The sequence below is a fragment of the Klebsiella sp. 2019SCSN059 genome (assembly GCF_021739525.1).
Taxonomy (GTDB): domain Bacteria; phylum Pseudomonadota; class Gammaproteobacteria; order Enterobacterales; family Enterobacteriaceae; genus Klebsiella; species Klebsiella quasipneumoniae.
Map to the genome: position 1 here is coordinate 26,615 of NZ_JAKKOM010000016.1, position 15,578 is coordinate 42,192.

13 protein-coding genes are annotated in these 15,578 nt (G+C 59.8%); 7 read left to right on the top strand and 6 right to left on the bottom strand.

The genetic code is table 11. From position 1 onward, the window contains the following. Positions 1–31: 31 nt before the first annotated feature. On the top strand, positions 32–928 hold the full coding sequence (locus tag L2I46_RS16940; protein WP_048298081.1) for a LysR family transcriptional regulator: 897 nt from the start codon (positions 32–34) through the stop codon (positions 926–928). Positions 929–960: 32 nt separating this feature from the next. Here L2I46_RS16940 and L2I46_RS16945 read toward each other — a convergent pair whose 3' ends face one another. Next, positions 961–2,748 (bottom strand): sigma-54-dependent Fis family transcriptional regulator, encoded by a 1,788-nt coding sequence (locus L2I46_RS16945; protein WP_023290740.1) that lies wholly within the window; start codon positions 2,746–2,748, stop codon positions 961–963. A 263-nt stretch (positions 2,749–3,011) separates the two neighbouring features. Between L2I46_RS16945 and exaC the strand changes: the two genes are divergently transcribed. From exaC to L2I46_RS16970, 5 genes are all read left to right on the top strand, one after another. After that, entirely contained in the window at positions 3,012–4,532 is a 1,521-nt protein-coding gene (exaC, locus tag L2I46_RS16950) for an acetaldehyde dehydrogenase ExaC (protein WP_032453792.1), read from the top strand. 699 nt (positions 4,533–5,231) lie between these two features. Continuing rightward, on the top strand, positions 5,232–5,813 hold the full coding sequence (locus L2I46_RS16955) for a fimbrial protein (RefSeq protein ID WP_023290738.1): 582 nt from the start codon (positions 5,232–5,234) through the stop codon (positions 5,811–5,813). A 194-nt stretch (positions 5,814–6,007) separates the two neighbouring features. After that, on the top strand, positions 6,008–6,670 hold the full coding sequence (locus L2I46_RS16960) for a fimbrial biogenesis chaperone (protein WP_023290737.1): 663 nt from the start codon (positions 6,008–6,010) through the stop codon (positions 6,668–6,670). A 36-nt stretch (positions 6,671–6,706) separates the two neighbouring features. Continuing rightward, positions 6,707–9,262 (top strand): fimbria/pilus outer membrane usher protein, encoded by a 2,556-nt coding sequence (locus tag L2I46_RS16965; RefSeq protein ID WP_101862222.1) that lies wholly within the window; start codon positions 6,707–6,709, stop codon positions 9,260–9,262. Positions 9,263–9,269: 7 nt separating this feature from the next. Further along, on the top strand, positions 9,270–10,364 hold the full coding sequence (locus L2I46_RS16970) for a fimbrial protein (RefSeq protein ID WP_101862105.1): 1,095 nt from the start codon (positions 9,270–9,272) through the stop codon (positions 10,362–10,364). Here the strand turns inward: L2I46_RS16970 and L2I46_RS16975 are convergent. Together L2I46_RS16975 and L2I46_RS16980 are read right to left on the bottom strand one after the other, a co-directional pair. Next, the gene (locus tag L2I46_RS16975) at positions 10,361–11,050 is read right to left on the bottom strand and encodes a fimbrial biogenesis chaperone (RefSeq protein WP_236948052.1); all 690 of its coding nucleotides are present in this window, start codon (positions 11,048–11,050) and stop codon (positions 10,361–10,363) included. The two genes, L2I46_RS16970 and L2I46_RS16975, sit on opposite strands and share 4 nt — an antisense overlap. 36 nt (positions 11,051–11,086) lie before the next feature. Then, on the bottom strand, positions 11,087–11,638 hold the full coding sequence (locus L2I46_RS16980; RefSeq protein WP_236948053.1) for a fimbrial protein: 552 nt from the start codon (positions 11,636–11,638) through the stop codon (positions 11,087–11,089). A gap of 492 nt (positions 11,639–12,130) precedes the next feature. On the opposite strand from L2I46_RS16980, the gene L2I46_RS16985 reads away from it, so the two are divergent. After that, on the top strand, positions 12,131–12,955 hold the full coding sequence (locus L2I46_RS16985) for a transporter substrate-binding domain-containing protein (RefSeq protein ID WP_247275367.1): 825 nt from the start codon (positions 12,131–12,133) through the stop codon (positions 12,953–12,955). A 54-nt stretch (positions 12,956–13,009) separates the two neighbouring features. On the opposite strand, the gene L2I46_RS16990 is transcribed toward L2I46_RS16985, so the two are convergent. The 3 genes from L2I46_RS16990 to L2I46_RS17000 all read right to left on the bottom strand — a co-directional run bounded on the left by L2I46_RS16990 (position 13,010) and on the right by L2I46_RS17000 (position 15,574). Then, positions 13,010–13,630, bottom strand: coding sequence for a hypothetical protein (locus tag L2I46_RS16990; RefSeq protein WP_023290731.1), 621 nt, complete (start codon positions 13,628–13,630; stop codon positions 13,010–13,012). 156 nt (positions 13,631–13,786) lie between these two features. Next, a complete protein-coding gene (locus L2I46_RS16995) occupies positions 13,787–14,581 on the bottom strand; it encodes an SDR family NAD(P)-dependent oxidoreductase (protein ID WP_065805840.1) in 795 nt (264 codons plus the stop codon). 60 nt (positions 14,582–14,641) lie between these two features. Then, positions 14,642–15,574 (bottom strand): 2-hydroxyacid dehydrogenase, encoded by a 933-nt coding sequence (locus L2I46_RS17000; protein ID WP_032453784.1) that lies wholly within the window; start codon positions 15,572–15,574, stop codon positions 14,642–14,644. Positions 15,575–15,578: the final 4 nt, after the last annotated feature.

Genomic DNA, 15,578 nt, shown 5'->3' on the forward strand with positions numbered 1-15,578 from the left:
TCCTCTATTGTATCCCGTAAGGAACCAATCTGTGCGCGACGATCTGAACGCGATCCCCGTGTTTGTCACTGTGGTCGAGAGCGGTAACTTTGCCAGCGCGGCGACGATCCTCCACGTGACGCGTTCGGCGGTGGGAAAAACCATTGCCCGGCTGGAAGCGCGTCTCGGCGTGGCGTTATTCCAGCGCACCACCCGCAGGCAACTGCTGACGGAAGAGGGAGAGCAATTTTATCACCAGTGTCGGGAGGCGCTGGGACGCATTCGCGAGGCCGAAGAAGCGCTGCAGCGCGGCAAAGGCGAGGTGCAGGGACGGCTGCGGATTTCGCTGCCGGTGCTGTTTGGCCAGCGCTGCGTGGCGCCGCTGCTGTTCCGCCTGAGCCAGCGCTATCCATTGCTGAAGCTCGAGCTCCACTACAGCGACCGGCAGGTCAATCTGCTGGAAGAGGGGTTTGATCTCGCGGTGCGTATCGGGAGCCTGGCCGATACCGGGTCGCTACGGGCGCGGGCGCTGGGGGAGCATGGCATGGTGCTGTGTGCGGCGGCGGAGTACCTGCGTCGCCAGCCGGCGCCGCAGACCATCGCCGGGCTGAGCGAGCACCGCACCCTCGGCTATCTGCATAACGGTCAGCTGCAAAAATGGCAACTTTACGACCCGCAGCAGGGCGAAGTGCGCTTCACCCCGGAGGCGTGGCTGGTGCAGGATGACTTTGCCGCCATCGCCGCGGCGGCGCAGCAGGGAATGGGCATCGCCTGGCTGCCGGACTGGCTGGTGGCACAGGCGCTCGCCGACGGGACGCTGCAGCAGGTTCTGGCGCCCAGCGACCGTGTGCGTTTCGCCATCCACGCGGTGTGGCCGGAAGGGCCGTGGCTGCCGCAAAAAACGCGGGTGACGATCGATGCCCTGCGGGCGGGGCTGGGTCTGGCGTAGCGTCCGCGGCCGGCGCGCTTTAGGCCATCGCCTCAGCGGCGTGGCCGTCCGGCACGGGCGGCGCGGCGGTATAGCGTGCTGCGGGCGATACCCAGCATCTGCGCCGCCCGGCTGACGTTGCCATTGACCCTGGCGAGGGTATCGACAATCAACTGCTCGTCATGGGCCTGTAACCCCCCGCGCGGCAGCGGCGCAGGCGCAGCGCGGTATGCGTCCGGCAGCGCATCGGGCGTCAGCGTGTCGCCCTCATCGGCCAGAGCCAGCATCACCTTCAGGACGCTCTGCAGCTGGCGCACGTTTCCCGGCCACGGCAGCTGGCTGAGGTGGGTCAGCAGCGCGGTGGACAGCGTCACCCGGCGCGAAGCGCCGCCCAGGTCGCGCCACAGGGTGGCGATAAAGGTTTCCAGCGCCGGCCACTCGCGTAGCGGAGGCAGCGCCAGGGCGTACTCCCGCAGGCGCCACAGCAGATCTTCGCGAAATTCGCCGGCGCTGACCCGCTGGGTCAGGTTGCGGTGCGTGGCGCAGATCAGGGCGAAGTTCACCGGCACGCTGCGGCTGGCGCCGAGCGGGGCGACCTCTTTCTCCTGCAGTACTCGCAGAAGGCGGGTCTGCAGCGCCAGCGGCATATCGCCGATCTCATCAAGAAACAGCACCCCGCCCTCGGCCTCGCGGATTTTGCCGATATAGCCGTTTTTGCTGGCGCCGGTAAACGCCCCTGGCTGGTAGCCGAAAAGCTCGGACTCGATCAGCGATTCCGGAATGGCGGCGCAGTTAATGGCGACGAATTTACCGCTGCGCCAGCGGCTGTGCTGGTGCAGCGTGCGGCTGACATACTCTTTGCCGCTGCCGGTTTCCCCCTCAATACAGAGCGCGATGCCGGCGTTAAGCAGCCGGAGCAGCTTTTCGCCTTCCCGCGGGCTGGTGAAGGGGAGCTGCATGGCCGGCGGGGCGCTCACCGCCACCCGGCGGCGGGTGGGCTCGCGCAGGCGATAGTGATAGCGACCCTGCGGGGTGGTCAGGGGCAGGGGAACGCTGACCGCCGTTTGCGTCAGCGTCGGAAAAAGCGACGCAAAGGTGAGCTGGCCAAACTGTGCCGCGCTCAGGCCGAACTCGCGCATCGCCAGCCGGTTGCCGGCGGTAAGGACGTTGTCGGAAAAGACCAGCAGCAGTTCCTCCACACTGTCGAGCTTGTCCACCTGCCGGTGGAGGCTCATCAGCCACTGCTCAGGATGCAGGCTCTGCTTCACCCACAGATACTCAATCTGCTTTGCCGCCGCTTTCACCCAGCCAAAGGTGTGCTGGTGGGGAAAATCCGCCGGGCCGGAGATATCCAGCACGCCGGCGATGCTTCCGTCCGGCCGCTGGAGCGGCATCGCCGCGCAGTACAAATTCTGGTTGCGGGTGAGAAAGTGCTGACGCCCATCGATTTCGCAGCCGTCGTCAATCGCCAGCGCGGTGCCGATGGCGTTGGTCCCGCGTCCGCTTTCGCTCCACAGATTGCCCGGCGCCAGCGCGACGCGCTGAGCCTTCTGCATCGCCTGGGTATCGCCGACGGTATGGAGCACCAGACCGCCGGGGTCGGAGAGGATCACCACCGACTGCAGGTCCGCCACCTGGCGCGACAGGGCTTCCACCACCGGCTGCGCCAGCTGCTGCAGGCTGCGGTGGCTGGCGAGCCGGTCCGCCAGCTCGCCGGCGTCGAGGCGGGGAAAATCCTCGGTGGCGGGATCCAGACCGTAGCGCTGGCAGCGAGACCATGAATCGCTCAGCAGGGGATTGGCGTTAACCTCTGGGGCGAGAAGAAAGGGATTGCCTGGCACAGGGCACCTCTGGGTCGATGTTGCTGTGTTGCAATATTGTAGCCATTTGGTTTATTTGGTGTTGCGATTTGCAACACATAAGTGGAAACCCGTGCGACAGTGGCTGACCATCTGCCCAGTCAGTGAATGCAACCTGTTAATAAATGAAGATATTTAGAGAAAATGAAAAACTGGCATAACCCCTGCAAAGTGAGAAGCGTTCGGCGGCAAGTTTAAAAAATCAATATGCCGCTGCGTCTCAACCCTACAGAAGGAGATTTGCGATGCGTTATGCACACCCTGGCCAGCCCGGCGCCCTGGTTTCATTGAAATCCGCTTACGGCAACTTTATTGACGGTAAATTTGTCGAGCCGCTGAGCGGTGAATTCTTTATGAATACCTCCCCGGTAGACGGCAGCAACATTGCGCAGTTTCCCCGGTCGGACGCCAGAGATATTGACTTCGCCCTCGACGCCGCCCACCGTGCGGCGCCGGCGTGGGGCAAAACCTCAGTGCAACAGCGCTCCAGGCTGCTGCTGCAGGTCGCCGACCGTATTGAACAGCATCTGGAATATCTGGCGGTGGCGGAGAGCTGGGACAACGGCAAACCGATCCGCGAAACGCTGAATGCCGACCTGCCGCTGGCGGTGGATCACTTTCGCTACTTCGCCGGCTGCCTGCGCGCCCAGGAGGGAAGCACTGCCGAAATTGACGAAACAACGGTGGCTTACCATTTCCATGAACCGCTGGGGGTGGTCGGTCAGATTATCCCGTGGAACTTCCCGCTGCTGATGGCCGCGTGGAAGCTGGCCCCGGCCCTGGCGGCGGGGAACTGCGTGGTGCTCAAGCCGGCGGAACAGACGCCGCTGAGTATTACCCTGCTGCTGGAGCTGATCGGCGATCTGTTCCCGGCGGGGGTGCTGAACGTGGTGCAGGGCTTCGGCAAAGAGGCGGGCGAGGCGCTGGCCACCAGCAAGCGTATCGCCAAGCTGGCGTTTACCGGCTCCACGCCGGTCGGGCGACATATTCTCGCCTGCGCGGCGGAGAATATTATCCCCTGCACCGTCGAGCTGGGGGGCAAATCGCCCAATATTTACTTCGCCGACGTGATGGAGGGTGAAGAGGAGTTTATTGAGAAGGCGGTGGAGGGGCTGGTGCTCGGTTTCTTCAACCAGGGTGAGGTCTGTACTTGCCCGTCGCGGGCGCTGATCCATGAATCCATCTATGAGCCCTTTATGGCGCGGGTCATGGAGAAGGTGGCGCAGATCCGTCGCGGCGATCCGTTAGATACCGACACCATGATCGGCGCCCAGGCTTCCCGCCAGCAGTTCGACAAGATCCTCTCTTATATTCAGATTGCCCGGGAAGAGGGCGGACAAATCCTCACCGGCGGCGAGCGGGCGGCGATCGCGCCGGCGCTGGATAATGGTTTTTATATTCAGCCCACGCTGATTAAAGGTCGCAACGATATGCGCTCCTTCCAGGAGGAGATCTTTGGGCCGGTGATCGGGGTGACCACCTTTAAGGACGAAGCGGAAGCGCTGGCTATCGCCAATGAGACCCAGTTTGGCCTCGGCGCTGGGGTGTGGACGCGCGATACCAATCTCGCCTATCGCATGGGGCGCGGTATTCAGGCCGGTCGCGTATGGACCAACTGTTATCATGTCTACCCGGCACATGCGGCGTTCGGCGGCTATAAACAGTCCGGCGTCGGGCGGGAAACGCATAAGATGGCGCTGGATGCCTATCAGCAAACCAAAAACCTGCTGGTGAGCTACGGCACCGCGCCGCTGGGCCTGTTCTGAAGCCCATCTCATTACTGATTGATCCTCCGTCCGCAATCCGTTCGGGTTGCGGATTTTTTTTGCGTCAAAATAACCCTGTGAAAGGGAGTGGTTACGGTGGCGGATAACGGCAATACATTTGGGTTAATGAAGTAATGGCTTTCATTTGAAAATAAAAATACTTCCAGAACAAGAAATTACAGCGCAGCTCAGGAGCGCTTTGCCTTAATTTGTGTAGAAATGATGAAGATTAATACCAGGAAAATTCCTAATTTTTTAGTGGCACCGGGTTTGAGCACAATAAAACAAGACGCTTTTTTGAGCAATTATCTTTAAATTTGTTAATAAAATGGACGTGTTGTTGTTGAGAGGTATTTAATTTTCTTTTGTATAGATATGTAAATTAACATTGAAATGCCATTTCAAAAAATAACTTTATGCCGAGTATAGTCATTAACCTGTATGTAACATTTCATCAGGTTGCCTTTTTTTACATCGGGTAATATATTTATTTCGCACATCAAAATAACTCTTTTTCTTCTGCTTGTTATTCATGGCCACCTTTCGGCGAAATAAAGCGGAGTTAAAGGACGTGTGCCGATTATCCTGCGGAAGGAACGCAATGATCATTTACAGGGAGGAACGGACGAGCCGTTTCGCGATAGCCATGGGGCTATTGCCGATGACGGGAAAATATATTCGTTAACGATGAGATAAATAATGAAAACGCAACTTCGTATTATGGCAATTCTCATGGGAGCGCTGGTTTCTGGCGCTGCAATTTCTGTTACTACGCCAACCATTAACGTTAACCCTGGCTCCAACGCGGGTACCCAGGGTACCGGCGGACAGGTTATCTTCAATGGATCAATCACCGACAGCTCCTGCAATATCGACAGCGCATCCACCAGCCAGACGGTGGATCTGGGCAAATGGGCCAGCACCTATTTTACCAGCACAGGTTTTGAAACCACCAAAACGCCTTTCCATATCAAAGTAAAAGATTGCCCTGCCAGCGTGACAAATGTTGCGGTGCTGTTTGACGGCGCGCGCGATCAGTCTGATAACACGCTGTTGGCGACCACCGGCGGCGCCGCTGGCGTGGCGATCAAGCTGTATGAAGATGACAAGTCTACGGCGGTCAGCCTCGGCAAAGTGTCGAAAGCCAAAAATGTCGTTGCGGGCGCGACTGCCGGCACCGGCACTGCCGACCTCGAGTTTTTCGCCGACTATATCTCCACCGGTGCGGTGACGGCTGGCGATGCCAACGGTACGGCTAATTTCAATATGATTTATAACTAATCATATTGCGCGCTATTCAGAGTCAGTCCACTGCGTCCTGATTAATTGCAGATAGCTAAAGTGATAATTGTCATAAAGTCACGAAATATATTCGTGACGGTATAGTTGTTTTTGCTAATTATCCCGACGGGTACTGGCTCTGATATTCCCTGCTTTATTTTACTGTTTGTTCAACCTTTACCTGATGGTAAGTCATGATGAAGAAAATAATTGCCGTTGCGGCCTTTCTGCTGTGCTCCACGGCAGCACAGGCCGGTATTGTCATGGGTGGAACCCGTGTGATTTATCAGGAAGGGAAGCGTGAAGCCGCTATTTCAGTCACTAATGCCGATACCCATACGCCCTATCTGGTGCAGTCGTGGGTGGAAAATTACGCGGAAAACGATAAGGCCAAGGTGCCCTTTATTGTTACGCCGCCCTTATTCCGTCTCGATCCGGAGCAAAATAACGTCCTGCGCATTAACTTTATTGGCGCCTCGCTGCCCAGCGACCGTGAATCGGTCTACTGGCTGAACGTCAAAAGTATCGCCCCGACGCCCAAGGGCGAGGTGAACAAGCTGCAGGTCAATATTAAGTCGAAATTCAAAATCTTTTATCGCCCCAACGGCCTGGCGGGCGACCCGGCTAAAGCCTGGCAGCAGCTGAAGTTTAGCCAGTCCGGCGGTCATCTGACGGTGGCAAACCCCACTCCCTATTTTGTCTCTTTTTACGCCGTCGAGGTGGGCGGGCAGGCAATCGACGAGCCTGGCATGGTGGCCCCCTTTGGCGAGAAAACGTGGCCGGTGAGCGGGCACGGCACCGTCAAATGGCGGGCGATTAACGACTACGGCGGCGTCAGCGATTACGCCCAGCAGTAATTCCCCTTTGTGATGAGCTTACCGGACGGCGCCAGCATGAAAAGAATAACAACAGCCAGGGTGCGGGAGTATGCCGCGTTGCCCGTCACCGCCGGACGGGCGCTGGCGCTGGCGACGCTGCCGACGATGATGTGCTGTCTCAGCCCGCTGAGCCGGGCGCTGGCCGACGACTATTTTGATCCGGCGGCGCTGGAGTTTGCCGACCCGCAGCAGCAAACCTCCGATCTGCACTACTTCGCCAAACCCGGCGGGCAGCAGCCGGGGACTTATCCTGTCACTGTGGTGGTTAACGACCAGGAGCTGGGCCAGGCCAATATCACCTTTGTTGACGATGGCGGGCAGCTGCAGCCGGTGCTGACGCCCGGGCAGCTGGCGGATTATGGGGTCAACGTCAGCGCGTTTCCGGCTTTTCAAACGCTGCATGAAGGTGAGACCTTCACCCGGATCGAGAAGTTTATTCCCGACGCCAGCAGCCGCTTCACCTTCGCTAACCAGCGCCTGACGCTGAGCATTCCCCAGGCGGCGATGAACGTGCAAAGCCGCGGCTATGTCGATCCATCGCGCTGGGACGATGGCGTGCCGGCCGCGTTTGTCGATTACTATTTTTCCGGCGCGCAGATAAAGAATGCCGATGAAGGGGAGAGCAGCCGCTCAAACTATCTCAATTTACGCAGCGGCGTGAACCTGGGCGCCTGGCGGCTGCGCAATATCTCCTCAATGCAGTACGACCAGCAGCGCCGGCACTGGGATTCACAGAGCACCTGGCTGCAGCGCGACGTCCGCTCGCTGAAGAGTCTGCTGCGGATCGGCGATACTTACACCACCGGCGATGTGTTTGACAGCATCCCGTTTCGCGGCGTCCAGCTGATGTCTGACGATGAGATGCTCCCGGACAGCCAGCGCGGCTTTGCCCCTACCATCCGCGGCGTGGCGCACAGCAATGCCAAAGTGACCGTCTCCCAGCACGGGTATGTGATCTACGAAACCTTCGTGTCGCCGGGGGCGTTCGCCATCAGCGATCTTTATCCCACCTCGCAAAGCGGCGATCTGGAGGTGAAGGTGACCGAGAGCAATGGTTCGGTGCGCACCTTTACCCAGCCCTATTCCGCCGTGCCCTATATGCTGCGCGAAGGGCGCGGCAAATTCAGCCTCAGCGCCGGTCGCTACCACTCCGGGGCGGATTCGGTGCGCTCGCCGGAATTCCTGCAGGGCACCCTGTTCTATGGTCTGTCGGCGGGATTTACCCTCTACGGCGGCACGCAGCTGGCCCAGGACTATCAGTCGTGGGCGCTGGGCCTGGGCCGCGGCTTTGGCGAGTTCGGTTCGCTGGGAGGCGACGTCACCCAGGCCGTCACCCGTACGCCGTCGGGCAAGCGCTATGCGGGCCATTCGCTGCGCGCTCAGTATCAGAAAGATTTCGTCAGCTCGGGCACCACGTTCAGCCTCGCCAGCTATCGCTACTCCTCCAGCGGCTATTACGATTTTGCCGAAGCCAGCGCCCTCGAAAGCGCGCAGGGGCAGGTGGACAACCGGCGCCGCCGGGAGGAAGTGTCGGTGTCACAAAGCCTCGGCGGTCTGGGCAGTCTGGCGGTTTCCGCCTGGTCGCAGGAATACTGGCACCGGCAGAGTCGGGATGAGACGGTGCATCTCGGATTCTACAGCGCCTGGAAAGGGATCTCCTGGGGCGTGGGCTATTACTACACTCGCGCCAGCGGCCAGCAAAAAAATGACCGCTCCTGGTCATTCAATATCAATATTCCGCTGGGCGGTCCGCTGTCCGACAGCGCGGTGAGCTACAACACCACCTCGGACAGCAATGGCTATACCTCGCAGCAGGTGTCGCTGTATGGCGCGATGCCGACGCGGCCGAATCTGTTCTACTCGGTTCAGCAGGGCTACGGCAACCAGGGGCGGGGCACCAACAGCAGCGTCGCCCTGGACTACCACGGCGGCTTCGGCAACGCGCAGCTCGGCTATCGCCATGACGCCGCCAGTAATCAGCTGACCTGGGGAGGCGCCGGCTCGGTGGTCGCGCATCCGCACGGCGTGACCTTCGGTCAGACGGTGGGCGAGAGCTTCGCCATCGTCCGCGCGCCGGGGGCTGCCGGCGTGGCGGTGCAAAACGGCAACAATGTGCACACCGACTGGCGCGGTTATGCTGTGGTGCCGTCTCTGACCACCTACCGGAAAAATGTCATTACCCTCGACACGGAGTCGATGGCGGATGATACCGACGTCGACCAGCAGGGTCAGACGGTGATCCCCGGCGGCGGCGCGGTGGTGATGGCCAACTACCGGACCCGCATAGGCAACCGGGTGCTATTTACCCTGCGCAACGCGCAGGGGCCGTTACCCTTTGGCGCCAGCGCGCGGTTGGTCGGGACGGAGGAGAGCGGCAATGCGCCGGGCGGCATGGTAGCCGACGGCGGTCAGGTGTACCTCAGCGGCGTGCCGCAGGAGGGAACCCTGGCGGTGAGCTGGGTCGTCAATAACCAGTCGCAGAGTTGCACGATGCATTTTCATCTTGCGGATAACCCACAGCAGAGTCTGAATACGGTGAAAACCGTCTCCGGGCTGTGCCAGTCACGCTGAGGCGGCTATGAAATCTGTTTTTCGTCTACTTCCTTTTCTCTTTTTGCTGGCGCTGAGCGGCTATCTTCCCGGCGCGCGGGCTGAAAACTGCCGCGCGAATATCGGCCAGACCACCGTCAATATTCCCAATATCAAGTATTTGCCCACGCTGCCGGTCAATACTCAGATGACCAGCGCGATGGCGGATAACGGCAGCGGGATCCCCTTTTCCTGCGACCTGCAGCTGCCGACGGCGATCGCCAAACGCATTGTCTACAAACAGCTGAAAACCGGCGGCTCGCCGGTGGTGATTAACGGACAGCACGTCTACCCCAGCGCCATCGACGGCATCGGCTACTCGCTTAGCTTCCAGTGCGCCGGCGGCCCGATGCGCGCTATCGACGGCAGCCACTCCGCTGGCGGCGAGTCGGTGGTGGTCTGCGACAGCACGATGCTCCCGGCGCTCATGACGCAGCAGCAGACGACGGTCAGGATCGCGGTAACCTTCTATAAGACCGGTACGGTACAGCTGGCTGACGGGACGCATACCAACTCGTCGCCGCTGCCGCAGGTGGGGGAGGTGACCATTGAACAGCAGGCCAACGGAAACGCCGGCTTTGTCGCCAGTGCGCCGGTCAGCATTGATATCGCCGCCCTGAACGTGGACATTGGCAGCAGCGGCAGCTGCCAGGTGGCGACCTCAACGATCCAGGTCAGTCTGGGCACGGTAAACCGGGCGGAGTTTCACGGTAAAGGGAGCACCGGCGGCCAGGCGAAGCGCTTTTCGATCCCGGTGTTCTGTCCGACGCCGACCGATGTGCGCATCGGCTTTTTCGGCGTCAGCGTGGAGAGTGATACCCTGGTGCTAAGCAAGGCCAGCAACAGCGCCAGCGGCGTCGGCGTGAAGCTGACCTACGGCAATAACCCCGGCGCGGCAGTGTCTGATGGCACCAGCGTTAAAATCAATGAGGCCAGCAACTTGCCGATCCTGAAAAGGGTAACCGGCAGTAACGCTGGCACGGCTGAGGCCATCAATTTTAACGCCCAGTATGTGCAAACTGACGCCACGGTGACGGCGGGCACAGCCGACAGCATGGTGACCTTCGCCCTCGAGTATAACTAGCGTGGGGCCGGAGCATAGGCCGCCTGAAGGGGGATCGCCACCACCGCGCCGTCATCGTCGATATAGTTTAGCTTGTACAGGCGAGCGCTGTCGGTCGTTGACACGGTATAGCTGCTGTACGGCCGGAGCATCACGTTTCTCATCGGCGAAATGTGGCCTTTATTATCGATCAGCGCCCCGTTGACCAGGGTGATATGCAGTGGGCCTGAGTTAGTCAAGCGCAGGTTATTGCCGCTCTGCTGCCACTGCAGCTTTTGCACCTCTCTGGCGAGGGTGGTGGCGATGGCAGGAGGACGATAAAAGAGCTTCAGGCGGGTGCGGACGATAAACTGCAGCGTATGGTTACCGTCTGACGGCGGCGGATTCTCCTGAATATTGACCCAGTACAGGCTTTCCCGATCGGCGGGGAGCCCGCCGCCGTGATAGATAAAGCGCAGCTGGGCGGTTTGCTGGGGGGATAAATAGACCAGCGGCGGGGTCGCCACCATCGGCAGGTCGACGCGCGACTTGTTGAGCCCGGCGTCCAGCCAGATCTGCACTTTATAAGGTGTGCGGCTGCGGTTATGAATGTTCAGGGTGGCGGCTTTGTCTTTTCCTGAGTAGACCACCCGCCTGGCATCGATGGAGATCCCGGCGCAGGCCTGAAAGGTCATGGCACTAAACAGAACAGCCAGCTGTATTTTCATCTTCGCTCCCTTTACGTCTCATCCCTGACCGGGAAGCTATTCCTGCATAATGGTGAACCGGGCCGTTGCGTTGCCGTCGCCGGGGAGTACGTGGGCTTTATCCCAGGTGTAATAGAAGGCTTTCAGCCTAAAGGTGCCGGAGCCGCCGTCCACCGGGATCTCGATGCGGGGATCGTGCTGTGGATCGAGGTGTGCATCGAGGCCGATTGGCGTCCCCGTACGGTCGGTGAGCAGAATACCCACGCTGCCGGCCGGCTTACCGCTATCGTTGAGGGCCAGCACATGATTTTCAGGCGTGGCGGTGGGAGAGGGGCCATCCACCACAATGTAGTAGGTGCCTTTCTCGCAATCTTTGACGCGAATATCGACGCCGACCGCTGGCCCGGTACCCGACTGGCTGTTTTTCAGTCTCGACAGCGGAATATCGCCCATGCTGATGTCGATGACCCCGTTATTGCCCGCCCCTTCGAGTTTGCAGGCGCCGTTCACGACCCTGCCGATGAAATTTAGCGTGCCGTCTGCCGCGTAAACCGGGCCGGCGGCCAGTCCGACGAAGAGCATCGCCAGACCCAGGGTGGTTATTTTCATGTTCATTCCTCCTGTCGTGCCGGTAAACCTGGCGCCAGGGTCATTATTTTGCGGGTCAGATACGGCACAAAATGACTTTAATCGGGCATGTTTTTTATTAATTCATTTATTTGGCAAATATATTGTCGCCTGGAATTAATATATGCTTGTTATTTATTACCTGCGTTTTCCGGGATAGTACTGTGGAGGAATTCCGGAGTAAATAAGACGGTAGTTGTCGATGTCTGAACGCGAAATATCGTGCATTTAAATAAATTATTAATTTATTCAATTGGTTACTTCTCTCTTGCTGCTGTTTTTTGTGCTTAATTCGGCACGGCGTCAGTCTGGAAAATACGATCGCTGGCGTAAAGCTACGCCCGGCGGATGAGAAATCATTCACCGGGCGATAGCCCTGTTTCGTTTTCAGATTTGCGATCGGCAACCCGATCGTCGGGTTGTATGTCCCGATGTTTAAAAATAGGATGAATTCCCTGTTACGCGCTGCGGATGATGTTGACTGAGAAGCGGCCGGCCACCCCGGCGCGAAAACCCGATAACAATAAGGATGGCGAGATGAAACTGACGGTGGGGCTGGCGCTGACGCTGGCGATAATGACCTGTGGCGCCCAGGCGCGCGATATGCAAACCATCGAGCGCAGCGGTGAACTGAAGGTCGGCGTGCCGGGCGACTACGCCCCGCTGGCGTTTCGCAATGCCGCCGGCGAGCTGCAGGGCTATGACGTGGACATGGCCCGCGATCTCGGGCGCACGCTGGGGCTGAAGGTGAGCTTCGTCTACACCAGCTGGCCGGCGCTCGCCGCCGATCTGCAGGCGGACAAGTTTGATATTGCGATGGGCGGCGTGACGCAGACCCCGGCGCGGGCGAAGGAGTTCGCCCTCAGCCACCCGGTGGTGGCGAACGGTAAAATCGCCTTAGCCAATTGTCAGGCCGCCCCCCGGCTTGGATCGCTGGCGAAGATAGACCGTCCGGAGGTGAAGGTGGTCGTCAACCCTGGCGGCACCAACCAGAGCTTTGTCGATGAGCATATTAAGCAGGCGCAGATCATTCGCGTGAAGAACAACGTCGATAACCTGGAGGCGCTGCGGCAGAAAACGGCCGATATGATGGTGACCGATCTGATCGAAGGCGACTATTACCAGAGCAAAGAGCCCGGCGTGTTCTGCGTCGCCAACGAGACTCCGTTCGCCGGCACCGCCAGCGACAAGGTGTATATGATGAGTAAAGATAATCCGGCGCTGCTGGAGAAAGTGAACCAGTGGCTGGATAGCCAGGATAAAGAGGTTCTCAAACGGAAGTGGAAAATTCGCGGTTAAGCGCTGAGGGCCCCACCGCCGACGGGCGCGTCCGGCGGTGGTTGTCGGCCGCGGTCAGCGCTGCGGCGACAGCGTCTGTCGCGCCAGGTCGCGGAAGTAGCAGGCGTAGCCGAGGGTGGCGGTCAGGCACAGCATATAGCCAAACGACTCGCTGCCTTCCTCCACCGTATTTTTCACCACCCGAGCGTAGTTCTCATCCAGCACGGCGTACCACAGGCCGTGCATACCGAACAGCCGCGAGAAGACCAGAATCGCCAGCAGGCCGCTGATCATCATCCCGTAATACGGGGTGCGGGTATAATCCGCCAGCTGCGACAGGGTCTGGCGCAAATGGCGCAGCGGCATCAGCAGGGACCCTGCGGTAGCCAGCAGGGCAAACCACACCCAGCTGCCATGGGAGAGTAAATCAAACAGGCCATCCAGTTCGCGGATCAGCATGGCGAGGAAGAAGCCGCCGATGAGGATATTGCTATAGCGCAGGTGGGCATATTTGCGCGCCAGCAGAAGATGAACCAGCACGATGACGGCCAGCACGCTCTCCTGAACCACTTCGGTGAGCGACACCTCCGGGATGTCGTTGCCAAATACCCGAATATCCACCCACAGGCAGAGTACCGCGATGGCGGCCGCGACCGCCGCGCCGAGAAAGAAAAGCAAGCTTCGTAACAGAGACATTAACACCACAACTTATATTTAAAACAAATATCATAAGTTTTGGGAATACATGTTCCTGTTCACTTTGTGCGACTTTGCGGCGGTTTTTTAACGTTTTGCGCTTTTTAGCGCCGGGAAAGACGACAGGGGAGGGGGACTCCCCTGAATGAGAGTACGTCAGAGAATATCATCCACCACGCCGCCGTCAACGCGCAGCGCGGCGCCGGAGGTGGCCGACGCCTGCGGCGAGCAGACGTATACCACCATATTGGCGACCTCTTCCACCGAGGCCGCCCGCTGGATCACCGAACTCGGACGATGGGTCATGACAAACGCTTTCGCCAGTTCCTCCAGCGACTGGCCGGTTTTCGCCACTTCGTCTTTCAGCATTTCGGCAAAGCCGTCGGAAATCGTCGGCCCCGGCAGAATGCTGTTAACGGTCACTCCGCTGCCGGCGACATATTTCGCCAGGCCGCGGGCCAGCGACAGCTGGGCGGTCTTGGTGACGCCATAGTGGATCATATCCGCCGGGATATTGCGCGCCGATTCCGAGGAGATAAACACCACCCGCCCCCAGCCTTTACTGACCATCGCCGGCAGCAGCCCCCGCGACAGGCGCACGCCGGACATGACGTTGGTCTGCCAGTAATTTTCCCAGGTCGCGTCATCGGTGGCGTAAAAATCCTGCGGGCCGTAGATCCCGGCGTTATTGACCAGAATATCGACGCCGGTCACGGCATGCAGCAGCTGTGCCGCGCCGTCGGCGCCGCTGAGGTCGGCGACGGCGGGGCGCGCTTTCGCCCCCGGCACCTCATTTTGCAAGCGGGCGATCGCGGCGTTCACACTCTGCTCGCTGCGCCCGTTAAGGATGATCTCTGCGCCGCTCTCCGCCAGGCCTTTGGCGATAGCAAAGCCAATACCCGCCGTGGAGGCGGTGACCAGCGCGACTTTCCCCGATAAATCAATCTTCATGTTCCTGCCTTCTGGTTGTGGATCTCCCATTAAGCGTAGCAGCGGCGGTATCGGTGGGGATCAGTAACCGGCGTGCTTATTGACCAGGTTTTTGAGCGGCAGCCCGCGACGCTGGCGCTGAATGTTCTCCAGCAGCTGGCGGGCGATCACCTCGGCGGGGGCCGCAGAGGCCATATGCGGGGTGATCACCACCTGCGGATGGCGCCACAGCGGATCGTCCGCCGGCAATGGCTCCTGCGGGAAGACGTCGAGCACCGCTCCGGCGAGCTGGCCGCTCTCCAGCGCCGCCAGCACATCCTCATTGACCATATGCTCTCCACGCCCGCAGTTGATTAACACCGCCCCGGCGGGAAGCCGGCTGAAGAGCGGCGCGGCGAGAATACCCCGGGTCTGCGCGGTGAGCGGCAGGAGGTTAATCAGCCCGTCAAGCGACCCGAGGAAGCTGTCGAGCGCCTCCTCGCCGCGGTAGCAGGTGACGCCAGCCAGCTGCTTCTCACTGCGCGACCAGCCGGAGACCCGATAGCCAAGGCGGGCCAGCTGGTCGGCGATATAGCCGCCAATTTCGCCGAGGCCCATAATGCCGATATGGAAGTCGGCGGCGGCGCGCTGGGGATAGAGCTTCCAGGTTTGGGTCCGCTGGTGGGCCAGCGCCCGGTCAAAATAACGCTGGAACCACAGCACGCCCCACAGGGCATATTCGAACATGCCGTGACGAAAGTCCTCATCGATCACCCGGCACAGCGGGATATCGCTGGCGAACAGCGCGGGCGGCAGATGATCGACCCCGGCGGACGCGGCCTGGATCAGCTTCAACCCCGGCGAGCGGGTCAACAGCTGCGGGTTAGGGAACCAGCAGCTGGCGTACTGCGCGTCGCGCGCCGCCTGGTGATGGGGCAGGAGCGCGGTGACGTCGGGAAACTGCTGCAGGGCGGCGCAGATATCGCGGGCGAAATCCGCGTCGTTACAATCCACCACGATAGTGATATCGGACATAGGC